Source organism: Pseudomonas sp. TH07, assembly GCF_016651285.1.
Lineage (GTDB): Bacteria > Pseudomonadota > Gammaproteobacteria > Pseudomonadales > Pseudomonadaceae > Aquipseudomonas.
Genome location: NZ_JAEKED010000001.1, coordinates 7,172,585 through 7,194,297, shown reverse-complemented (window position 1 = coordinate 7,194,297; position 21,713 = coordinate 7,172,585). Strand labels below are relative to the sequence as shown.

21 protein-coding genes are annotated in these 21,713 nt (G+C 60.8%); 9 read left to right on the top strand and 12 right to left on the bottom strand.

From position 1 onward, the window contains the following. Nucleotides 1-93 precede the first annotated feature (93 nt). Entirely contained in the window at nt 94-429 is a 336-nt protein-coding gene (locus tag JFU57_RS32760; RefSeq protein WP_078470876.1) for a DUF2025 family protein, read from the top strand. Between the two features lie 12 nt (nt 430-441). Here JFU57_RS32760 and JFU57_RS32755 read toward each other — a convergent pair whose 3' ends face one another. Next, nucleotides 442-765 (bottom strand): antibiotic biosynthesis monooxygenase family protein, encoded by a 324-nt coding sequence (locus JFU57_RS32755; RefSeq protein ID WP_201132028.1) that lies wholly within the window; start codon nt 763-765, stop codon nt 442-444. Then, nucleotides 762-1,481, bottom strand: coding sequence for a CTP synthase C-terminal region-related (seleno)protein (locus tag JFU57_RS32750; protein WP_201132027.1), 720 nt, complete (start codon nt 1,479-1,481; stop codon nt 762-764). The genes JFU57_RS32755 and JFU57_RS32750 overlap by 4 nt, the downstream gene beginning before the upstream one ends. A 25-nt stretch (nt 1,482-1,506) precedes the next feature. On the opposite strand from JFU57_RS32750, the gene JFU57_RS32745 reads away from it, so the two are divergent. Further along, on the top strand, nt 1,507-2,454 hold the full coding sequence (locus JFU57_RS32745; protein ID WP_078470943.1) for a LysR family transcriptional regulator: 948 nt from the start codon (nt 1,507-1,509) through the stop codon (nt 2,452-2,454). Between the two features lie 4 nt (nt 2,455-2,458). Here the strand turns inward: JFU57_RS32745 and JFU57_RS32740 are convergent, their stop codons facing one another. The 4 genes from JFU57_RS32740 to JFU57_RS32725 form a co-directional block, all read right to left on the bottom strand. Next, entirely contained in the window at nt 2,459-3,001 is a 543-nt protein-coding gene (locus tag JFU57_RS32740; RefSeq protein WP_201132026.1) for a DUF1003 domain-containing protein, read from the bottom strand. A gap of 89 nt (nt 3,002-3,090) precedes the next feature. Then, nucleotides 3,091-4,410 carry a methyl-accepting chemotaxis protein gene (locus tag JFU57_RS32735; RefSeq protein ID WP_201132025.1) on the bottom strand — a complete coding sequence of 440 codons (1,320 nt, stop codon included), beginning with the start codon at nt 4,408-4,410 and terminating at the stop codon, nt 3,091-3,093. 363 nt (nt 4,411-4,773) lie between these two features. Then, nucleotides 4,774-5,844, bottom strand: coding sequence for a diguanylate cyclase (locus JFU57_RS32730; protein WP_201132024.1), 1,071 nt, complete (start codon nt 5,842-5,844; stop codon nt 4,774-4,776). Nucleotides 5,845-6,056: 212 nt separating this feature from the next. Then, nucleotides 6,057-6,665 (bottom strand): TetR/AcrR family transcriptional regulator, encoded by a 609-nt coding sequence (locus JFU57_RS32725; protein WP_078470870.1) that lies wholly within the window; start codon nt 6,663-6,665, stop codon nt 6,057-6,059. A 209-nt stretch (nt 6,666-6,874) separates the two neighbouring features. On the opposite strand from JFU57_RS32725, the gene JFU57_RS32720 reads away from it, so the two are divergent. After that, nucleotides 6,875-7,933 (top strand): MBL fold metallo-hydrolase, encoded by a 1,059-nt coding sequence (locus tag JFU57_RS32720; protein ID WP_201132023.1) that lies wholly within the window; start codon nt 6,875-6,877, stop codon nt 7,931-7,933. A gap of 82 nt (nt 7,934-8,015) precedes the next feature. Here the strand turns inward: JFU57_RS32720 and JFU57_RS32715 are convergent, their stop codons facing one another. After that, nucleotides 8,016-8,333: a helix-turn-helix domain-containing protein gene (locus JFU57_RS32715; RefSeq protein ID WP_020295700.1), complete on the bottom strand. Its 318-nt coding sequence runs from the start codon at nt 8,331-8,333 to the stop codon at nt 8,016-8,018. A gap of 128 nt (nt 8,334-8,461) precedes the next feature. Beyond that, nucleotides 8,462-9,232, bottom strand: coding sequence for an AraC family transcriptional regulator (locus tag JFU57_RS32710; protein WP_201132022.1), 771 nt, complete (start codon nt 9,230-9,232; stop codon nt 8,462-8,464). Nucleotides 9,233-9,346: 114 nt separating this feature from the next. On the opposite strand from JFU57_RS32710, the gene JFU57_RS32705 reads away from it, so the two are divergent. The 4 genes from JFU57_RS32705 (at nt 9,347) to JFU57_RS32690 (ending at nt 13,998) form a co-directional block, all read left to right on the top strand. After that, on the top strand, nt 9,347-10,162 hold the full coding sequence (locus JFU57_RS32705; RefSeq protein ID WP_201132021.1) for a sulfite exporter TauE/SafE family protein: 816 nt from the start codon (nt 9,347-9,349) through the stop codon (nt 10,160-10,162). A gap of 131 nt (nt 10,163-10,293) precedes the next feature. After that, nucleotides 10,294-11,529, top strand: a complete 1,236-nt coding sequence (locus JFU57_RS32700; protein WP_201132020.1) for a hypothetical protein — start codon at nt 10,294-10,296, stop codon at nt 11,527-11,529. Nucleotides 11,530-11,575: 46 nt separating this feature from the next. Further along, the gene (locus JFU57_RS32695) at nt 11,576-12,766 is read left to right on the top strand and encodes a hypothetical protein (protein WP_201132019.1); all 1,191 of its coding nucleotides are present in this window, start codon (nt 11,576-11,578) and stop codon (nt 12,764-12,766) included. Between the two features lie 50 nt (nt 12,767-12,816). After that, nucleotides 12,817-13,998: a hypothetical protein gene (locus JFU57_RS32690; protein ID WP_201132018.1), complete on the top strand. Its 1,182-nt coding sequence runs from the start codon at nt 12,817-12,819 to the stop codon at nt 13,996-13,998. On the opposite strand, the gene JFU57_RS32685 is transcribed toward JFU57_RS32690, so the two are convergent. Beyond that, nucleotides 13,995-14,987 carry a hypothetical protein gene (locus JFU57_RS32685; protein WP_201132017.1) on the bottom strand — a complete coding sequence of 331 codons (993 nt, stop codon included), beginning with the start codon at nt 14,985-14,987 and terminating at the stop codon, nt 13,995-13,997. The two genes, JFU57_RS32690 and JFU57_RS32685, sit on opposite strands and share 4 nt — an antisense overlap. Nucleotides 14,988-15,210: 223 nt before the next feature. Between JFU57_RS32685 and JFU57_RS32680 the strand changes: the two genes are divergently transcribed. Then, entirely contained in the window at nt 15,211-16,056 is an 846-nt protein-coding gene (locus JFU57_RS32680) for a tetratricopeptide repeat protein (RefSeq protein ID WP_242487596.1), read from the top strand. Between the two features lie 133 nt (nt 16,057-16,189). On the opposite strand, the gene JFU57_RS32675 is transcribed toward JFU57_RS32680, so the two are convergent. From JFU57_RS32675 to JFU57_RS32665, 3 genes are all read right to left on the bottom strand, one after another. After that, nucleotides 16,190-17,437 carry a ribonucleotide-diphosphate reductase subunit beta gene (locus JFU57_RS32675; protein WP_020295692.1) on the bottom strand — a complete coding sequence of 416 codons (1,248 nt, stop codon included), beginning with the start codon at nt 17,435-17,437 and terminating at the stop codon, nt 16,190-16,192. A gap of 517 nt (nt 17,438-17,954) precedes the next feature. Continuing rightward, on the bottom strand, nt 17,955-18,248 hold the full coding sequence (locus tag JFU57_RS32670) for a hypothetical protein (protein WP_201132015.1): 294 nt from the start codon (nt 18,246-18,248) through the stop codon (nt 17,955-17,957). A 327-nt stretch (nt 18,249-18,575) separates the two neighbouring features. Continuing rightward, nucleotides 18,576-18,839: a DUF2790 domain-containing protein gene (locus JFU57_RS32665; protein ID WP_020295690.1), complete on the bottom strand. Its 264-nt coding sequence runs from the start codon at nt 18,837-18,839 to the stop codon at nt 18,576-18,578. A gap of 414 nt (nt 18,840-19,253) precedes the next feature. On the opposite strand from JFU57_RS32665, the gene acs reads away from it, so the two are divergent. Further along, nucleotides 19,254-21,209 carry an acetate--CoA ligase gene (gene acs, locus JFU57_RS32660; RefSeq protein WP_020295689.1) on the top strand — a complete coding sequence of 652 codons (1,956 nt, stop codon included), beginning with the start codon at nt 19,254-19,256 and terminating at the stop codon, nt 21,207-21,209. Nucleotides 21,210-21,713 lie beyond the last annotated feature (504 nt).

The window sequence follows — 21,713 nt, the reverse complement described above, 5'->3', positions numbered from 1 at the left end:
TCCCCGTCAGAGGGAAACCTCGAACATTCTTTTTCTTGCCCGGCGTGTAAACCATCGACCACGAGTCCTGCGGGACCCTCAGTGAGGTTTACCATGCGCATCACTTCCGAGCTTATCTGTCAGGCTGCCGACCAGCTCAAGGGCTTTGTCGGCTTCAATCGCAAGACCGGCCGCTACATCGTGCGTTTCAGCGAAGACTCCTTCGGCATGGACGTTGCGGACGACGCCATCATCCCCACCTGTGAATTCGTCTGGGCCCTGGGCAGCGGCCCGGCCATGACCCTCAGCCGCGAGCTGATCCAGCTGCTGCTGGACCAGAACATCGATGACCGGATCAACATCACCGAACCCCTGCGGGTGTACATGCGCCGCGACGACATGCCGGAGATTTCAGCGGTGCGCAGCCTGGTCAAGCACGCCCACGGCTGAGCCGGACCTGCCTCAGCGTTCGAACCCATAAGCGCGCTCGACCTTGCACACCCGGGTGTCGAACGACGCGTACCAGTCGCGGCGCCCGCGCTCGCGGGTGGCGCTGTGTTCGGCATGTTGTTTCCAGGCCAGGATCGCCGCCTCGCTGGCCCAGTACGACACGGTGATGCCAAAGCCATCCTCGCCGCGGGCCGATTCCACGCCGAGAAACCCGGGCTGCTGTTGCGCCAATTCGAGCATGCGTGTGGCAGCGATCTCGTAGTCGGCGTCGAACTCGCGGCGCTGGGAGCTGAAAATCACCGCGTAGTAGGGCGGGGCGGGTGTTTTTCCGATCATTGGCGCGGCCCCCGGCAGGCGTTGAGCAGGGCACTGACCAGAGGCGCAACGCTGCCGGCCAGGGCGGCGCGTTCCGGCTGGAACAGGGTGCCGATAAAGAACGGATGGCCTGCAAGCTCCACCGCCCGCAGATCGCCCGCCGCGTCATGGCCCACCGCATGCAGGCCCTGGCTCAGCAGCAGGGGGGCCAATTGCGGGTTGAGTCCGTAGCGGCAGTGATACCCCTCCTCGATCTTCAGGGTTGAGTAGACCTGGGCGATCTGGCTGCCTTCCTGCAAATAAACGGTGCCGCTGACCTCGACCAGGGCACAACTCAACGGCGAGAGCACGGCGCGCTCGGCCTGTGGCGCAATCTCGCCGTGCTCGGCATCGCTCCAGCCCAGGGCATGACGTGCGTACTCCAGCAAGGCATGTTGAAAGCCGGCACAGGTGCCGAGGAAGGGGCGTTGTTGTTCGCGGGCAAAGCGAATCGCCCGCATCGCACCCTCGTAGCTGCGATAGGGGCTGCCCGGTACGCACCAGAAACCATCGAAACGCTCCAGCGGCGTGCCTGCATCTATCTGTTCAGTGGCCAGCCACTGCGCCTCGACCTTCAGGTCAAGGCTGGCGGCGGACAGTTCCAGGGCCTTGGGGATGGCTTGGTGGGCGGTAATCTGCGGGTCGTAGTCGCCGATCAGGGCAATGCGGACGGGGGGCTGGGGCGTGGTAACGGGCATGCTCGAACTCCGGTGGGGCCAAGGCTTGTTGATTGCTGGACGCCACTATAGATTGGCGTCCACGCAATCAATATTGGCGTTTACCCAAGTGTTCAATGCAGCCACGCACTATCAACTGGACTACCCCGATCTCGCCCTGATCCTTGCCCTGGTCCGGGGTGGCTCGCTGGCCCGCGCCTCGGCGCTGCTCAAGGTCGATGTGTCGACCGTGTTTCGCGCCGTACGCCGCTTGGAGGCGGCCCTGGGTCAGCAGCTGTTCGACAAGAGCCGCGCCGGCTATCTGCCCACCAGCCTGGCCCAGGCCCTGGCGCAGCAAGCCGAGCGCGCCGAGCAGGCACTGGAAGCGGCGCGGGTCGGTGTCGAGCAGGGCGGTGAAGTCATCAGCGGCACGGTACGCCTGACCTGTACCGACTCGGTATTGCAGGGATTGCTACTACCGGCCCTGGCGCGCTTCATGCCGGCCTACCCGGCGCTCGCGGTCGAGCTGTGCACCTCCAATGATTTCGCCAACCTCAGCCGTCGCGATGCCGACATCGCCTTGCGCCTGACCCGCACGCCGCCCGAGCACCTGGTGGGGCGGCGACTGGGGGCGGTGTCTTATCGGGTCTGCGCCAGCGACGCCTATCTGAAAACGCTGGCAAGTGTGGATCTGGAGCGGCTGACCTGGATCGCTCCGGACGATTTTCTCCCTGATCACCCGACGGTGGCCTGGCGCCGCCAACAGTGGCCCGGGGTGCGGCCCGCCTATCGCTGCAACAGCATGTTGTCGGTCAGCGAACTGGCTCGTGCCGGGCTGGGGGTTGCGGTGTTGCCGGACTTCCTGTTGGGCGAGGGCTCCGGTTTGCAGCCCTTGAGCGAGGCCTTGAGCGGCTGCGATACCGCCTTGTGGCTGCTGACCCGGCCGGATTGCCGCGCATTGCGCTCGGTGGTGACCTTGTTTGATGAGCTGGCGCGGGGCGTGCGCCTGCCTTGACGCCTCAGGCCTGTGGCGGTTCCTTGCGCACAAAGTGCTGGTGCATTTCCGTGGTCAGGCTTTCGATGCGTTCGGTCAACTGCTTGGTCATCTGCGTCAACTGAGTGTTCTGCTCCAGTAGCTCAAGCAACTGTGCGGTGTTTTGCGCGGCCTGGGCCTGGCGGTCGGCGTTGGCCACCGCGATGGCCTCGCGGTGTTGGGCATCGGCGTCGGCCTGGGCCTTATCGCGTGCCGCCTGGCGGGTTTGCGCCAGCAGGATCAGCGGCGCGGCGTAGGCGGACTGCAGGCTGAACGCGAGGTTAAGCAGGATAAACGGGTAGACGTCGAAGGTGGTCACGCCGGCCAGGTTGAGGCCGATCCACACCAGTACGATCAGAGTCTGGGCCCCGAGAAAGGTCGGGGTACCGAAAAAACGCGCAAAGGCCTCGGCCTTCAGGGCAAAGGTATCGTTGCCGAAGGTACTGGTGAGATGAGCGTGAGGACGGTGAAAGCGCAGGTGGTCGAGGGGGGCGGCAGGGCTGGCGGCTTCAGGTTTTTTCGGGCTCATGGGGTTCTCTGCAATGCACTGGGACGTTGGGCGACTATAGCCCTGTCAGGCATTGCCCGATGCCTTGGATGGCATCGGGCCGGCGCGAATTAGAGCGCCTTGCGCTCGCTGGCGAACATGCTCACTGCTTGCACCGCTTCGCTGGTGCCATCGCGAATCTGCAGGATCACCGTGCCTGCCTGGTCGGCCAGGCCGACGCCCTTGGAAGCTCGGTCCCGGGTGCCCTGCATGCTTTTGATGGCTTGCTGGGTCTCGTTCTGGATCACGTCGATCATCGCGGAAATTTCCGCGGTCGAGCCACTGGTGCGGGCGGCCAATTGCCGGACCTCATCAGCCACCACGGCAAATCCTCGGCCTTGTTCCCCGGCGCGTGCCGCTTCGATGGCCGCGTTGAGCGCCAGCAGGTTGGTCTGGTCGGCAATCGCGCGGATGGTGTTGACGATGGCGGTGATCTGCTCGGAGCGCTCGCCGAGTTGGGCGATCAGGCTGGACGAGCCCTCGATGTTCTCGGCGATATGGCGCATTTCACTGGCGGCCTGCTGGATCACCTCGGTGCCTTGTTCGGCGACTTTTCGGGTGGCGACCGAGATGTGGTAGGCCTGTGTGGCACTTTGCGCGTCCCGTTCGTGCTGCTGCACCATGGCCGTGACGTCGGAGGCGAATTTCACCACTTTGCACAGGCGCCCGCTGGCGTCATACACCGGGTTGTAGTTGGCCTCCAGCCACAGGGTCTGTCCGCGCTTGTCGACACGTTCGAACTGACCGCTGAACAACTCGCCCAGATTGAGCCGGCGCCAGAAGTCCTGGTAGGCGCTGCTGTTGACCAGTTCTGCCGGGCAGAAAATCCGGTGGTGCTTGCCCTTGAGCTCGGCCAGGCTGTAGCCGAGGCGATTGAGGAAGTTCTGGTTGGCGCTGAGGATGTTGCCCGAGAGATCGAATTCGATCACCGCCATCGCCCGGTCGATGGCGTCCAGTTTGCCCTTGGCGTCGGTTTCCTGCTGGATCCTGGTCGTCACGTCGAGGGCGTATTTGACCACCTTCACCACTGTGCCCGAAGCGTCGCGGATCGGGTTGTAGCTGGCCTCCAGCCAGACCGAACGGCCCTTGCTGTCGAGACGTTCGAAGGTCCCGGACTCGAACTGGCCATTTTTCAGGCGGCTCCAGAGCTCGCGGTACTGATTGCTGCGGGTAAATGCCTCGGTACAGAACAGGCGATGGGGCTGGCCGATCACCTGTTGCTCGCGGTAGCCCATGGTCTGGAGAAAGTTGTCATTGGCGCGCAGCACATTGCCGTCAATGTCGAATTCCACCACTGCCATCGAGCGCTCGATGGCGTCGAGCATGCTGGCTTGTTGGGCGACGGTTTGCTGCAGGTTCTGGATGGTCTGGTTATGGCGTTTGAATAGCATGGTCGCGGGTGCTCAGTGGGAAAAACGGGGAAGTCGGTCCCTGTTCAAGTTCGCCTGCATACCGAAGCCTCGGGTGCCTCGGCATTGTCTGCTGATGTCAGCGTTCCATGACTGACATAAAGCAAGGATGGATGTGATGCACGGCCGCGGTTTTTCCTCGGGTTTTCGCCATTTGTATAAGACGACGCACCTGCCAGGCAATTTAGGAGCACCAGGTGACAGTACGCGATCCATGGCGGCGACAGTTTGGGGTCTACGCGATGACATCATTATGCTGGCTAGCGCCAGGAGAAATCCAAATAAACTTGTACAAATAAATACAGAACGGCCTTTTTGTACAAGTTTTTTGACGAGCGGCAGGGCTCAGGCCAGTTTGGCCACGGGGTAATCCTGGGCGGGTTCGGCGCTGGCGATTTTGTTGCGGCCGGTGTTTTTGGCTCGGTACAACGCCTTGTCGGCCTCGTTGAGCCAGGTGGCGGCATCGTCGAACCGGGGATGGAACGCTGCCAGGCCAATGCTCAGGCTGACCCGCAATTGCGGCACTTCGCTGTGGCGGTAGTTGCTGAACACCTCACGCAGCCGTTCCATCACTTCAGCGGCCTGATGCAGTGAGCGGCTCGGCAGAATCACGCAGAACTCATCGCCGCCGTAGCGCCCGGCCAGATCGTTCTCTCTCAGATTGAGCCGTAGATCACTGCTCAACTGGCGCAGCACGGCGTCGCCGACGATGTGGCCATAACTGTCATTGATGCTCTTGAAGTGATCGACATCAATCAGGGCAATCGTCGCCTGAGCCTGCTGTTGTCGACATTTGTGGAACTTGATGTGCAGCAGGTCTTTCCAGGAGCCGTGATTGAGCAGGCCGGTAAGGCTGTCGATCCGGCTCAGGGCGCTCAAGGCGCGCTTGTGCTCGGACAACTTGATTGCCAATCGGTAGCACACCATGCCCACGGCCAGGGGGTAGAGGGTCAGCATCGGCAGGCACGCGTAGATTTGCGCAGTACTGGCATGGTTGACGACCCCCGGGCCGAACAGCATCCAGGAAATCAGTACTCCACCCAGTTGGGCCAGCGCACCGCGGATCAGCAGGCGCTTGCCGCCCGCTGCGACATTGTTCATCGCCATCATCGCGAGAATGGTCACCGTCGGTAGAGGGTTGAACTGCATGGTGGCGGCCCAGAAGCCGCCCAGTACCGAGTCGTACAGCAGATTGCGGCGCTCTGCCTGGTAGGGAAAGCTCGAACGGGTCGACAGCTGGTAGGCGATGTGCGGCCAGACGAAGCCATTGAAGATCAGCAGCACCCAGACCCAGTTGGGCATCGGCAGTGGGTAGAGCGCGGCGTATACGCTAAGGCAGCCGATCCCCAGGCCGACAATTCTTGGCATATAGATTCTTTTGGCAAATGACAGCCCTTTGCCGCGTTGGTTTTCCATTTTTCCCTGCACCGAATTGCTCTGAATCACTCGAGTGTTTATCCGATCTAACCGTTTATCGGATAAGCGCGGTGAATATTGTCATTTATTCCACGCAGAATAATCAGTGTCCTTCGAAGCCATTTCATTGCGGAACCGCCCTATCTGGGCGGTGTTCAAGCAGCGGGGCGGCGAATCCGTGGGGCTATATGGGCAGAAGGTACCGCTCGGGCTCAGAGCTGGTAGCACGCCAGGAACATATCCAATGCCGACTCGATGACCGCTACCTGCTCCGTGGGCGGCAGGGCAGGCTGGCCCTGGGAGACTTGAGGCCAGAAGGCAAAGGCCTTGAGCAACCCGTGGATCTGGTGGGCGGCGAACTCCGGGGCCAGGGGTTTGAGTCGGCCATCGTCGAGCGCCGCACGGATCCACTTGGTCAGTCCTTCCTCACGCTCCCCAAGGCGCGCGACCATGTTTTGCGCACGCTCGGGGGAGTGGATGGTGGCGGCTATCGCCACGCGCGCCAGATCGAGGAAGTTGTCGTCGGCGAGCATGTGCATCTTGGCCTGCAGCAGCTCCTGGAGTTGCTCGCGCAGAGGCCGATCCTGGCGGTAGACGGTGTCTGATTCGGCGCAGATGCTGGTCCACAACTTATGCAGGATTTCGGCAAACAACTCTTCCTTGCTCGGGAAGTGGTTGTACACCGTGCGCTTGGAAACACCGGCCGTCGCGGCGATCTTGTCCATGCTGGTGATTTCGAAACCGCTGGCGCGGAATTCGCTGATCGCCGCCTGGATGATGGCTTCGCGTTTTCGGTCGGTGAGGCGCGTTGGAGCTGTCATAAGTGAGGTTCAAGGCTGATGGGGGAAATTGCACCGGGCAGTTTACTTCTTCTGCGTGTTGTTGCAATCTAGAAACTACACTGTGCAGTGTAGTTGTTGTCTGGAGAAAGCGCAGAACAATGATTGTCGGCTGACGCGTGCGTGCATTGGCCATTTCATCCCGCAGAGCATCATCGGAACCACGCCGCGTTCCTTGGAGTCACTTGGTCATGGCCACTCTTTCTTCCCGCGCCAACGGCGCCACTCGCCTTGAAACCTCGCGCCAGGAACAAGGCGCCTATCGCAATCACGCTCCGGTACAGCGTGAAGGCTTGCGCAAGACGTTGCGGATTTTCTGGAACATTCTTTTTCATAAACCGCGTAATACCCGTCCGGCCGGAGCTATCCCGGTACAACCGTTGAGCCGCGAGCAGTTGCTGGCTGCGCCCAATCACAGTGTGTTTCGCCTGGGCCATTCGACCGTCCTGTTAAAACTGCGTGACAAGTTCTGGATCACCGACCCGGTATTTGCCGAGCGCGCATCGCCGGTGCAATGGGCCGGGCCGAAACGTTTTCATCAGCCGCCCATCAGCCTTGAAGAGTTGCCGGCGCTCGAGGCGGTGATTCTGTCCCATGACCATTACGATCATCTGGATCATCAGACCGTACTCAAGCTGGCGGATAAAACCCGCTGCTTCCTGACGCCACTGGGAGTGGGCGACACCCTGATCAAATGGGGAGTGCCCGCCGACAAGGTGCGCCAGCTGGATTGGTGGCAGGGCACCGAAGTGGCCGGCATCCGCTTTGTCGCTACGCCTTCGCAGCACTTTTCCGGACGCGGGCTGTTCGACGGCAACAGCACGCTGTGGGCTTCGTGGGTCATGCTCGACGGCGCCACACGGATCTTTTTCAGTGGCGATACTGGTTACTTCGATGGTTTCAAGCGCATCGGCCAGCAGTACGGCCCCTTTGACCTGACCCTGATGGAAACCGGCGCCTACAACGTCGACTGGCCCCATGTGCACATGCAACCGGAGCAGACGTTGCAAGCCCATATCGACCTCAAGGGCCGTTGGCTGCTGCCCATTCACAACGGCACGTTCGATTTGTCGATGCACGCCTGGTATGAGCCTTTCGACCGCATCCTGGAGTTGGCCTGGGAGCGCAGCATCGCCATCACCACGCCGCAAATGGGCCAGGCCTTCAACCTGGAGCAGCCCCAGCGCGGTACGCCCTGGTGGCTGGACGTGGAAAGTACCGCGGCCCCTGTGCCCCTCAACAGCCTGTAACGCCCGTCAATCAGCACTTGCCGCAGGGGCATGCGGCAAGTGCTGCCGCAGTTGCACCAGGTCCGCTGAATGCGTGGCTGAATCACTCAATCATGGCGTAGTCAGACCGTTCCTTGGGGTTGGGGGTGGCGCCGCGGATATTCATGCCACGGCCGGGCGAGAAACCGGGGAAGAACACCAGGCCCTCGGCCTCGAGGCAAAACGCCAGGGCCAGGCGGGTTACGTCGCGCAATTCGAAGCCGGCTTCGAAGCGCTGGATAGCCTGTACCGAGACGCCGGATGCTTGAGCCAATTGCTCCATGTCCCAGCCCAGCAAGTCGCGGGCCTGGGTGCAGTGTTCCGGGGTGAATTGATAGAGCGCGATACGTTCCAGGGTGATTTTCATCGCGAGGGAAGCCATGGTTTTCTCCGGGAGGATGACAGGTGGTTCGCTAAAGTACTGTTTATTTGTACAGTTGTTTGGCGCCCGAATCAAACTCATTTTCAGCCTGGGGCCCGGCGGTTCGTGACAAGGCTTTTCCCGGGGCTCTAAAGCGGGTGGTTCAGATAGGTCGAGGGGGCTTGCCCCAGTACGCGGCGGAACATGGTCGAGAATGCCGCCGGGCTGTCGTAGCCGAAATCCATCGCGATCCGCGTCACCGGCTCCCCGGCGGCCAGGCGTGCCAGGGCCAGGACCACGCAGGCGCGCTGTCGCCATTGGCCGAAGTTCATGTCGGTCTGTTGCCGAAACAGGCGATTGAAGGTCCGCAGGCTGATGTGCAATTGCTCGGCCCAGCGTTCCGGCGACTGATGGGCATTGGGGCGCTGCAGGAACGAGCGGCACAACTCCAGCAGGCGAGCGTCGGCCGGCAGGGGGATATGCAGCGGCAGGCGGGTAGTGCGCGCCAGCTCATGCAGCAGCAGGCTGACCAGCACCCCATCACGGCCGTCCTGCTGGTACTCCAGCGGCATCTCGACCGCCTCCAGCAGCAGTTGGCGCATCAAGGGCGAGACACTGATCACCTGGCACTCGCTGCCCAGCAACGGTGCGCGTGCCGGTTCGATGTACAGGCTGCGGGTGCTCACCCCGAGCATCAGCACCTCATGTTCGACCTGCGGCGCGATCCACACCGCGCGCTGCGGCGGCACTACCCAGTTGCCGTGGCGGGTGCTGACCTGCATGACCCCGGTGGCGCCATACAGCAATTGGGCACGGCGATGACTGTGGCGCGCCAGCAGATAGCCGTCGGGGTAGTCGGTGCCAATCGCCACCACCGGGCGCGGCGTGTGGTCCAGTTGGTTGATCGAAATATTGCGCATCCAGGCACCGTCCGGCAGTTGGCGTAAACGCGAATAGTATTGGCTGGCTTACGCAAGCAAGCCAAGGGTCTGCGCTCTATCGTTCGCGTTCTTTCTGCTGATGGACGGTGTTCGATGCTTTATTTACTCCTCGCACTTTTTGGCTGCCTGAGCGGTGTCACCGCGGTTCTGTTCGGGTTTGGCGGCGGTTTTGTGGTGGTGCCCTTGCTCTATCGCCTGCTGCTGGCCAGTCATGGCAGCGACAGCGCGATCAGCCAGTCGGCGATGCAGGTGGCGGTGGCCACATCGACCTGCGTAATGATCGTCAACGCGCTGCTCGCCACCTTCAAACACCGGCGCGCCGGCAACCTGCTCCGCGAGTATGTGTGGCCCCTGGGTGGCTATATCGGGCTTGGCGCGGTGTTCGGTGCGCTGGCCGCGAGCTGGGTGGATGGCGAGGTGATTCGCTACGCCTTTATCGCCTACCTGGGTTTGACCATCGCCGACTGCGTGCTGCGTCGCGGCTTTCTACAACCCTCAGTCAACGCCACGCCGCGCCTCCTGGGGCGAGCGCGGACGGCCGGCAGCGGCCTGGGGATCGGTGTCATTGCAACCTTTCTCGGCGTGGGCGGCAGCGTCATGACCGTGCCCCTGTTGCGCCGTTGCGGGCTGAGCATGACCCAGGCCACCTCCATGGCCAATCCGCTGAGTGTGCCGGTGGCCCTGGCCGGTACCCTGACTTACCTGGTGCTGGCCGGGTTCAGCGATTTCGACCTGGGCCCCTGGTTTATCGGCTATGTCGACCTGCTGGCGTTCACGGTGCTGACCCTCGGCTCGTTGCTGGGTATTCGCCTGGCGTCGCCGTGGATCGGGCGGATCGCCGATCGCCTGCATGCGCGGGTGTATATCGGCCTGTTGCTGCTGGTGCTGTTGAGCATGTGCTGGCAATGAATCCGCCTTCCCGACGCTTGAATCTTTAACGCGCCAGCAGTCGATTCTGCCGGCCAACCTCGCCATACTTCAGCGCCGTTATCAGGCAGGCAGGCCTCGTTCCTGTCGCCCCCCTGTTCAAGGAAGGCTGAATGTACAAAGGACGCTTCGGTTGGCGCGCACTCTGGGTCGCCATGGCGCTGCTGGCATTGTTGGTGGTGATTGGGTTGTGGCCATCTCGGCAGGCGCGGCCGGTGGACGGGTTGTATACCGGGACCCTGGACAGCACCCCGATTGTGCTGCAACTGGACCTGAGCAACCCGGCCAAGGTCAGTGGTCGCTACTTTGCAAAAAACGCCCTGCATGATCAGCGTATTGCCGGCACGCTCGAAGCCGACCAATTGCTGCTCGAGGAGCACGCCGAGGATCGCTACACGCCCTCTGCGCGGATGCGCCTTAAAAAAATCCCCGATGGTCGCTGGCAGGGCCAGTGGATGAGCGCTGAAGGGCGACAGACCCTGCTGACCCTCGATCCCGCTCGGGTTGACCCGCCACAGGCCGAGGCACAGCCGGTGTTCACCGAGACCTACCAGGCGTCGCCCTACGATTTTCTGCGTTTGCAATGGCTGCAGCTAACGGCCGGTGAGCCGGTGGAATACATGGGTTACAGCCTGCAATGGTGGACCGAGCCGACCTCGAAAATAAAAATGTTCGAAGTGCTTTCAGGCTATACGCCCGAGGAGCGCGAGCGGATCAACCAGCACCTGCGCCAGCGCCTGTGGTCCGAAGTGGCGGCGCATTTCACCTGCCTGGCCAAGGTCGGCGCTGATGACAGTTATCACCAGGCCAGTACTTCGGTCACGTTGCTGACCCCGGAGATCGTCAGCGCCAGCTTTTACATCGCCCGGCGTTGTGGCGACGAAACCCCCGACGAGGGCGAGCAGCCGGTCAACCTCGACGCCCACAGCGCTCAGCCGCTGTTTCTGGAAGACGTGTTGTGGGTGGGCCAGGGTCCGGCGATGAATGTGGGTGACCGGCGGCGCCAAGCTGACGGGCACTTGCCAGAAACGCAGGCCAAGGCCTTCGACGATTACCGTAGCCAGGTGTTTGCGCCCTGGCTGGTGGCACAGTTGCAGAGCCTGTATCCGCAACCCATGCTGGCCCCGGAAGAGGCCGATCGAGTCTGTGATTTCAATAACCCCAGCCACTGGCGGAACCCGGCCTGGTACTTCACGCCCCAGGGCCTGTACCTGTCGCCGGTCTACCCGGAAAAACTGCAATGGTGTGGTGGTGTGGTCTGGTCGGTGCTGCCGTACCCGATGTTGCAGCAGTATCCGGGCAAGGCCGGGCTGAAGCTGCCGGAGCCAAGCCTGTATGCCCGGCCCTGATCCCATCGCACCGTGGCCTGCGGCCTCTTTATTCAAGGATCATCCAATGTTCAAGGGCCTGTTGCGCCAGCTGTCACTGGCCGCCGTGTTGTGTTTTGGGCTGTGCAGTTCGCTGTGGGCGGACGAAGGCCCCCGGGTCTACCGCGGCACCCTGGGCAAGATGCCGATTGTCCTGATGCTTGATAGCTCCAATGACAACGAGGTGAACGGCCGTTACTTCTACCAGAAGTACCACCTGGACCTGGTGCTCAATGGCCACCGCGACGGGCAGCTCATCAGCCTGGCCGAAGGCGAGGACCGGGGCGGGGATGGCAAGGCGCTGCCACACCTGCGCTTGCGCGAGACTGCCAGCGGCTTGCGGGGGCAGTGGCAAAGCCCCGAGGGCAAGCAACTCGAGGTCGAGTTGAGCCTGGCCCAACTGCCGCCCCTGCCCAGTGATGCGCTGCCGTACCTGGCCACGCTCTACACCGGTGCGCCTTATGAATACCTGCGGCTGCTGGGCCTGACCCTGCAACCGGGCAAGAAACAGGTGTTCATGGGCTACACCCTGCAGTGGTGGCGCGAACCGCAGTCCAACGTCAGCCTGTTCGAAGTGGTCGAAGGTTACCCAACTGAGCAGCGCACACGGATCAATCAGCAACTGATGACGCGCCTGTGGCGCGACGTGGAGCAATACCACGAGTGCCGGCTCAATGGCGGCGAGGCAGCGGTTTATGAGCAGCAAGCTCGCCCCAAACTGCTAAGCCCGGCGTTGCTCAGTGTCAGTATTTCCAGGAGCTGGGATTGCGGCGGGCCGCACCCGGACGAAACCGAGGCCGGCTTCAATCTGCAGGTGGACACCGCCCGGGAACTGACCCTGGAGGACCTGTTGTGGCTCGGTGAGGGCCGGGCATTTCGCTACGTGCGAGATGAGAATGGCTGGGGCGAGGAGGAGTCCGATGTCGACTCCAGCGGTTTTGCCGAGTATCGCCGGCAGCGTCTTGCCCCCTGGCTGATCAGTCAGCTCCAGGCCCTTCACCCCCAGGGCCTGACCCCTCCAGCAAGCGATCAGGAGGGTTGCGACTACAGCAATGTGGAGCGCTGGGTGTACGTCAATTGGTACCTGGGAATAGAGGGATTGCATGTGCTTCCGGCTTTTTCCCACAGCGAGGGCGGGTGCCGGGCTCCGGTGTGGAGCGTATTGCCCTACAGCCTTGTCAGGCAGCATCCCGGTCGCCTGGCGTTGCCATTACCCTGAATCGCTTATTTCATCTGCCGGGCGCCTGCTCGTTTTTCAAGGACCGTTCAATGTTCAAAGGACTGCTGCTGCGGACCTGTCGCTTCGCGCTCTACTCGATGTTGCTGACGGCCCCGGTCTGGGCCAGCGAGGGCAAGCAGGTATTCACCGGCACCCTCGGCCAGGCACCGATTGTCGTCGAGCTGTTCGAGGACATGGCGGGTGATGTTCAGGGGCGCTACTTCTACCGCAAGTACCACAAGGACCTGCGCCTTGAAGGCAAGCGCGAGGGCGATGCCCTGGTGCTGGAGGAAAGTCGCTGGGGCAGCAGCGGCGCCCACCCCGGTTTGCGCCTGGAACCTTCGGCCAAGGGCTGGCAAGGCGAATGGAAAGGCGCCGATGGCAAGAGCCTCAAGATCGAATTAAGCCCGGCGCGGATCCCGCCACTGCCGGCCGAGCCGATTCCGTACCTGGCCTTGATGCACGACATGGCGCCCTATGATTACCTGCGTTTGCTGGAGCTCAAGCTCAAGCCCGGTAAAAAGCAGAACTTCATGGGCTACAGCCTGCAATGGTGGAGCGAGCCCGAATCCGGCGCGACCCTGTTTGAAGTGGTGGCCGGTTACCCGCAGCCGGCGCTCAAGGCCATCAACCTGCAGCTGTCGAGCAGCTTGTGGCAGGCGGTGGTGGCCTATCACGGCTGTCTGCTGGCCGGCGGTGACGAGGGTTCTTTCGAGCAGACGGCCAAGCCGATGCTGCTGACGTCCTCGGTGATCAGCGTCAGTGTCAGCCATGAGTTCATGTGTGGCGGCGCCAGCCCCAATCAGGATCAGTTTCCGATCAACCTGGATGCCAGCACGGGCCGACCCCTGACCCTGGAGGACGTGATGTGGATCGCCGAGGGCGAGCCGATTCACTACGAGGAATTCATGCCAGGGCGCGACCATTACCCGGCCGAAATCACTGACGCCTACTACGACTATCGCAACACCCTCTTCGGTCGCTGGCTGGTGGGTTACTTCCAGGAGCTGTACCCGCGACAGATGAAAGACGCCGGCGAGCAGGGCGGCTGCGACTACGACAATGAGCAGCGCTGGAAATTTGCCAACTGGTACTTCACCGCCAAGGGCCTGTATTTCAACCCTGATTTCGTCCAGGCGGCCTCGGCCTGCCGTTGGCCGAGCTGGAGTTACCTGCCGTACTCCATCGTCAAAAAGACCCCGGGCGGGGTCCCGTTGCACCTGCCTGACTAAGAGCCTGTGGCTGACTGCGCCTTGAGCCCCGGCGCTTCACGAATGATGAAGTGCTCAAGGCTCTCGATATTGGCGCTGAACACCTCGAACGTCTGATCGGGGCTCTTTTTGCTCGGCACCTGCTTCAGCTCCGGCGTCACCCCGTAAAAGAAGCAATACAACTCCCGCTTGCTGTCGATGGCGTGCTTGATCTCCTCGAGAAAAGCGTTGCGCTTGCGGTAGTTGTCGATCAGTTTCTTGCTCAGGTAGACATTGACCGAATAGGGCTTTTTCTTGGCGTCGGGGTCTTTCTTGAGCCAGACCTTTTGCTCGAAATCGATGCGAAAGCTCAGGTTGTAGTCCTTGATCTCCTTGATCCTGCCCCAGTAGATCAAGCCCCTGTTGTCTTGCAGGTACTCGATCTTCTTGAAAAACGTGGCATAGGACGCGCTGTGCTCGCCGATCTTCAGCGGCATGCGCTTGAGCAGCTCCTTGTCGTCGATATTCGACACAAAGCATTCCACCGGATGGGCGAAGACGCTGGTTTTATCCGGCGCAGTGTCTCGAGCGGTGTAGGGCGTATCGCTGCGGGAGGCAGGCGCGGGAATGTCCTGAGGGGAGTGGACTGCGTCGGTCCTGGCGGCAGGCTTGCGCTGGTATTCGCGGCGGGCCAGTAACAGCTCGGACGGGAAGTGCTCTTCACGCGCGTCCTCGTTCTCGCTGCTGTCCAGTTCGCCAGCCAGCGTCCTGCTGCCATAAGGGCAGCCCTCTATATGCAGGGTGCCCGGCAGGTTCTTGAAGTGCGGGGTGCGGATGTAATTGATGTTCTTTGCGTTGAAGGTACCCAAGCCGTTGCCGGCCTCGAACGCGCTGCGGCAGGCATCGTTGGGGCACTGGAACTGTTCTTTCGCCGAGTCGAAGGCCAGAGTCTCGTCGAAATTCAGATCGCGCACGTCATAGATCGACAACTTGTCGTCGAGGCTGATGCAGTAGGCGAGGTCGAATTTCATGGGGCCGGATCCTTGAGCGAAGAGGGCCTTTTATAGCGGTAGCACCGGTTGGCTGCACGCATTCTTTGCATGCCGTGCCCGATCAACCGGATCGGCTGCCTTGCTGGCGAACAAGCAGGGCGAGTAGGCTCTGTCCACCCCGGATCATCACGCATCCGCCGTTGTACCCACCTTTACAAGGACGTTGCTTATGACGCGCTGCCCACGCTGGTTGCTCTATGTGATGCTCGGCTTCACTTCCCTGACCGCGCATGTGGCTCAAGCCGACGATGCACTGCCTTTCACCGTCGAGGCTGCCGAGGGCTATGAGCAGGAGATGGCGCTGATCAAAAAGGCCGACGAAGGCGATGTCGCCGCAGCCTTTAACCTGGGTTACACCTATTACACCCAACAGAATTATCCCGGTGCCATACGCTGGTACGGCAGGGCTGCGGAGCTGGGCAACGACCGCGCGGCCTTCGAGATCGCGATCATTTACCGCGACGGCCTGCTCGGCGAGCCCGACCAGAAGAAAATGATCAAGTACCTGACGCTTGCGACCAAACACGGCCTGGACCTGGCGCTCATGGAACTCGCCGCCAGCCATTTGCAGGGAACCGGCGTCAAGCAGGACGTGAAAACCGCCATGTATTTTTACGAAAAGGCAGCCCAAAAAGGCAATGCCGAAGCCCAGTTCGCCTTGAGCAAGCTGTATTGGAGCGCCGACCGAGGCGTCGAGGACGCCTTCGCCTCGGCCGATGGGCAACTCGATGAATGGGACGCGCGTTACAGCAGCGACGATCGCAAAGCCGGGTATTGGCTGTGCCAGTCCGCCCAACAAAACTATGCCCCCGCGCAGTACGCGCTGAGCTACGCCTACGGCTTTGGGCAAGGGGATATCCCCCTGGATCAGAAACAGCGAAAGCTCTGGCTGCACAAAGCCGCTGCCAATGGCTCGGAACAGGCACAGCAGGAGATCGCCAACTCCAGCGTCGCCTGGTACACCGCCGCCGAGCGCTGGGCCAAGAAGTTGTTCGAGACCACGCCTGAGCCGACATGCCCGAATGATGCTGGGGTGTTGAAGGGCTGAGGTGCTTAAGGCTTCGGGCTGTAATCGCCCAGCGACCGACCCGACCGCCCATAAAAAAGCCCTGACCAGGTCAGGGCTTTTTGGTGTTCACCGATTCAAATGATGATCGGAAAACTCAGGCGAGCTTCTGGAATCAATCCCAGCTCAACGCCCCACCGGTCTGATACTCGATAACCCGAGTCTCGAAGAAGTTTTTCTCTTTCTTCAAGTCCATGATTTCGCTCATCCATGGGAACGGGTTGGTGGTGCCTGGGTATTCTTCTTTGAGGCCGATCTGCGACAGGCGACGGTTGGCGATGAACTTGAGGTAGTCCTCCATCATCGCCGCGTTCATGCCCAGTACGCCGCGCGGCATGGTGTCGCGAGCGTATTCGATTTCCAGCTGGGTGCCTTGCAGGATCATTTGCGAGGCTTCTTCCTTCATCTCGGCGTCCCACAGGTGCGGGTTTTCGATTTTGATCTGGTTGATCACGTCGATGCCGAAGTTCAGGTGCATGGATTCGTCGCGCAGGATGTACTGGAACTGCTCGGCGACGCCGGTCATTTTGTTGCGACGGCCCATGGACAGGATCTGGGTGAAGCCGCAGTAGAAGAAGATGCCTTCCAGAACGCAGTAGTAGGCGATCAGGTTGCGCAGCAGCTCTTTGTCGGTGTCGACGGTGCCGGTTTCGAACTTCGGATCGGAGATCGAACGGGTGTACTTGAGGCCCCAGGCGGCTTTTTTAGCGACCGATGGGATCTCGTGGTACATGTTGAAGATTTCGCCTTCGTCCATGGCCAGCGATTCGATGCAGTACTGGTAGGCGTGGGTGTGGATCGCCTCTTCGAACGCCTGGCGCAGGATGTACTGGCGGCATTCCGGGTTGGTGATCAGGCGGTACACCGCCAGGACCAGGTTGTTGGCAACCAGGGAGTCGGCGGTGGAGAAGAAGCCCAGGTTGCGCATCACGATGCGGCGTTCGTCGTCGGTCAGGCCTTCCGGGTCTTTCCAGAGGGCGATGTCGGCGGTCATGTTGACTTCTTGCGGCATCCAGTGGTTTGCGCAGCCATCCAGGTACTTCTGCCAGGCCCAGTCATATTTGAATGGCACCAGCTGGTTGAGGTCGGCGCGGCAGTTGATCATGCGCTTTTCGTCGACGGCCACACGGGCAGAAGCCCCTTCGAGCTCGGCCAGGCCTTCGGCGACGTCGAGCTTGTCGAGGGCGGCCTTGGCGCGAATGATCGCGGCGGAGTCGTTGGCGGTTACTGCGCGAGCTTCGAGAGCAGCGGCACCGCCGGCGCTGTCGAGGCGGTCCATGTTGGCTTCAGAAGCGTGGCCGGCGTTGGCGCCTTTAGCGGCAACTTCGCCTTCTTCTTTGTCGAATTCGTCCCAGCTCAGCATGACGTGTCGTCTCCTGCATGAGGGCCAGATGCCCGTGTGAAAACAAAAGGGTTGGCTTTTCACACGGCCTCACTTGGCCGCATTTGATCTATAAAAAGTCGTTTGTTGCAGCAGCTGAACGCAGGCAATAACGGAATATGTGTACGGAGGTCTGGAACGGCCGTCGGGTGGAGCTGAGGTTGTCGGCTCGTGCGCGGGTCCAGCCGGTGACTGCAATCCGGTAAGGGAATGTTGCGGCCCCGTTTTGAGGACGCATTATAGGGATTTTTTCAGGCCTGTGGGGCGACCAAGTAGCGCAGGTTGGCTCACAAAGGGAGGGCACTGAGGGCGAAGCGAGGGTTTACAGGGCTTTGGCCGTGGAAGGGGGGCTGAAGATTTTTTTTTGACGGTGAAAATAGAGGCCGAAAAAGGCCGGGAAATTGGTTTTTTACTAGATGTAGTGGTTTGAGGTGGTTTTGGTCGGCTTCAAACACTACTAAGCCCGACCGGAGTCGGGCTGTGAAGTCGCCAGCCAGGATCAGCCAAGGTTGGCCGAACCGGTGCGATCGTAGCCATCTTCGGCAACAGTGGCCGAGCCGGTGCGGTCATAACCGTCCTCGGCAAAGGTGGCGGAGCCGGTGCGGTCATAGCCATCTTCGGCAAAGGTGGCCGAGCCAGTGCGGTCATAACCGTCCTCAACAAAGGTGGCGGAGCCTGTGCGGTCATAACCATCGGCGGCAATGGCCGAGCCGGTACGGTCATAGCCGTCAGCGGCAAATGTGTTGGCGGCCAGTACAGAGAGGGTCAGGGCGAGGATCAGTTTGGTTTTCATGTCGGTAGCTCCGGGTGTTGTTCGTTTTGTGCGGTGGGTGTGAAGCTCATACTAATCGGATTAAATTGATTAAAAAGCGCAAAAAATGCCGTTTAATGATCGATTATATCGATTTGTTTGTGATGGCTTCTCCACGCATGGCCGGCAAGGACTGCAAGGCGTTAAACGAAATTTCAGGGAATCGGTCGAGTGCGAGTGCCGTGTTCGCGTCTCGATTAGGCGATGCTCTGCAACAGTCCCGTGAGCCGGTGTGTGGCGGGCATCTTTGCCGCAAGAGTGATTTCTTGCGGCCGGCAGTTATAAAGTCTTTTGAAACTAACTTGGCTCTCAGCCGTTAGAGCAGCCGCTGCCCATGACGCGATATTGCAGAATATGTCTTTGGCCGTTGGAGTCTTCGTACTCCATTCGCGCCGGTACAACTTCACACACACTGGGAACTTCGCTCATGGAGATAACTTTGGCGATGTCCAGGTCGGATGAGTAAGAGTATTCCTCTACCGGTGTTTGCTGGCTGGCAACATCAGTCGGGATCTCGTCAGCCATCGCAGTGACGCAAAGACTGCTGAGGGCCAGAACTAATAAAGCTTTCATTTCAAATTTACCTTTCTAAGGTCGTGTGGGGTCACGCAACCTTTTTGGGGTTGCGTGTGGAACTTGAGTAAGTGTTTTGGATTAACTGCCTTCGTGGGGGCTGCAACTTGGTTAATCACTTTGCCTTGTTGGCGAGACCGATTTTAGGCGCCTGGGCGGCCGGCATATAGCCGTGCTTTTGATAAACACTATTGACGGATTTTGTAACAATCCCCGGATTTTCGGGACGCTGGCCCACATTCGGGTCTTTTCAATATCACTCGGAATCGGCTACAGCCTGCGTGCTAGAGCGGCTGATGAGGTAAATAGGACGTTTTGTAGGGGCTTGTTACTACCATCGTCGAATGGTTCTATAGGCCCGCCCCGGCTAAAACAGGGGCATACAACAACAACTATGTCACCGAGGTAAGAAAGATGAGTGCGGCTTCTCTGTATCCCGTTCGTCCCGAGGTTGCGGCCAATACGCTGACTGACGAGGCGACCTACAAGGCCATGTACCAGCAGTCGGTCGTCAACCCCGACGGCTTCTGGCGCGAGCAGGCCAAGCGCCTCGACTGGATCAAGCCTTTCACCACGGTGAAGCAGACCTCCTTCGACGATCACCATGTCGACATCAAGTGGTTTGCAGACGGCACCCTCAACGTTTCCTACAACTGCCTGGACCGGCACCTGGCTGAGCGCGGCGATCAGATCGCGATCATCTGGGAGGGCGATGACCCTGCCGAAAGCCGCAACATCACCTATCGCGAGCTGCACGAAGAAGTCTGCAAATTCGCCAACGCCCTGCGTGGCCAGGACGTACACCGCGGCGACGTGGTGACTATCTATATGCCGATGATCCCCGAAGCCGTGGTCGCGATGTTGGCCTGTACCCGCATCGGCGCCATCCACTCGGTGGTATTCGGCGGCTTCTCGCCTGAAGCCCTGGCCGGTCGCATCATCGACTGCCGCTCGAAAGTGGTGATCACCGCCGACGAAGGCATTCGCGCCGGCAAGAAGATCCCGCTCAAGGCCAATGTCGACGACGCCCTGACCAACCCGGAAACCAGCAGCATCCAGAAGGTCATCGTGTGCAAGCGCACCGGTGGCAGCATCAAGTGGAACCAGCATCGCGACATCTGGTACGAAGACCTGATGAAGGTTGCCGGCACCGTCTGCGCACCCAAGGAAATGGGCGCTGAAGAAGCCCTGTTCATCCTTTATACCTCCGGCTCCACCGGCAAGCCCAAGGGCGTGCAGCACACCACCGGCGGCTACCTGTTGTATGCGGCCCTGACTCACGAGCGCGTATTCGACTACCGCCCGGGGGAAATCTACTGGTGCACCGCCGACGTCGGCTGGGTCACCGGCCACACTTATATTGTCTACGGCCCGCTGGCCAATGGCGCGACCACCCTGTTGTTCGAAGGTGTGCCGAACTACCCGGACATCACTCGGGTGGCGAAGATCGTCGACAAGCACAAGGTCAACATCCTCTACACCGCGCCGACTGCGATCCGCGCCATGATGGCCTCCGGCACCGCCGCCTGTGAGGGCGCCGATGGCAGCAGCCTGCGTCTGCTGGGTTCGGTGGGCGAGCCGATCAACCCGGAAGCCTGGGACTGGTACTACAAGAACGTCGGTCAATCCCGTTGCCCGATCGTCGATACCTGGTGGCAGACCGAAACCGGCGCGACCCTGATGAGCCCGTTGCCGGGCGCCCATGCGCTGAAGCCGGGTTCTGCCGCGCGGCCGTTCTTTGGCGTGGTGCCGGCCCTGGTCGACAACCTGGGCAACATCATCGAGGGCGCTGCCGAAGGCAACCTGGTGATTCTCGATTCGTGGCCAGGCCAGGCGCGCACGCTCTATGGCGACCACGACCGGTTCGTCGATACCTACTTCAAGACCTTCCGTGGCATGTACTTCACCGGTGACGGTGCACGTCGTGACGAGGATGGTTACTGGTGGATCACCGGGCGTGTGGACGACGTACTCAACGTTTCCGGGCACCGCATGGGCACCGCCGAGATCGAGAGCGCCATGGTCGCCCACCCTAAAGTCGCGGAAGCGGCGGTGGTCGGGGTGCCGCACGACATCAAGGGTCAGGGCATTTATGTCTACGTCACCCTCAATGGTGGCGAAGAGCCGAGCGAAGCGCTGCGCCTTGAGCTGAAGAACTGGGTGCGCAAGGAGATCGGTCCGATTGCCTCGCCGGACGTGATTCAGTGGGCGCCAGGCCTGCCGAAGACCCGCTCCGGGAAGATCATGCGGCGTATCCTGCGCAAAATCGCAACTGCCGAGTACGACGGCCTGGGGGATATCTCGACCCTGGCTGACCCGGGAGTGGTGCAGCACCTGATCGAAACCCACAAGACGATGAACGTCGCGTAACACGCGCTGCCTGTCATCGAGCCCCGCCCGGCCTTGCGCCTGGCGGGGCTTTTTTGCTTGGCGTCGGTGCTTGTAAAGACGTCGATGGGCCCTGGGGGCTGAGGTGCCGGGTCCGGCCAGCGCAACCTGGCAGCAGCGGCTACGGGGCGGTTGCGGGCATTGGGGCAGCGGCTACAGAGATGATAAATATCGGTTTTGTCCATCGGACGTATCTGAATGTTACCGGGATCGCCCAAGGTGTAACCCCGCGCCCAATAGCGGGGCAATGGGAAACGCCAGGCCCCATTTTCGGGCTGATTTTATCCAGGTAAAAAATAAGTCATTACGCTGAGCTTGCCGGAATAGAAGGCTTTGCCAATAATAGGCCCGCAATTTGCAGCATGTATCGGTTCCATTTCTTTTGCTCTTGCATAAACCTGAAGAGCTGTCAATGCGCCTGACCGGCTTTCTCGATGCTTGTGTAATTTGTTGTCGCATTGAAGAAATATCGGCTTCCGGCCTGTC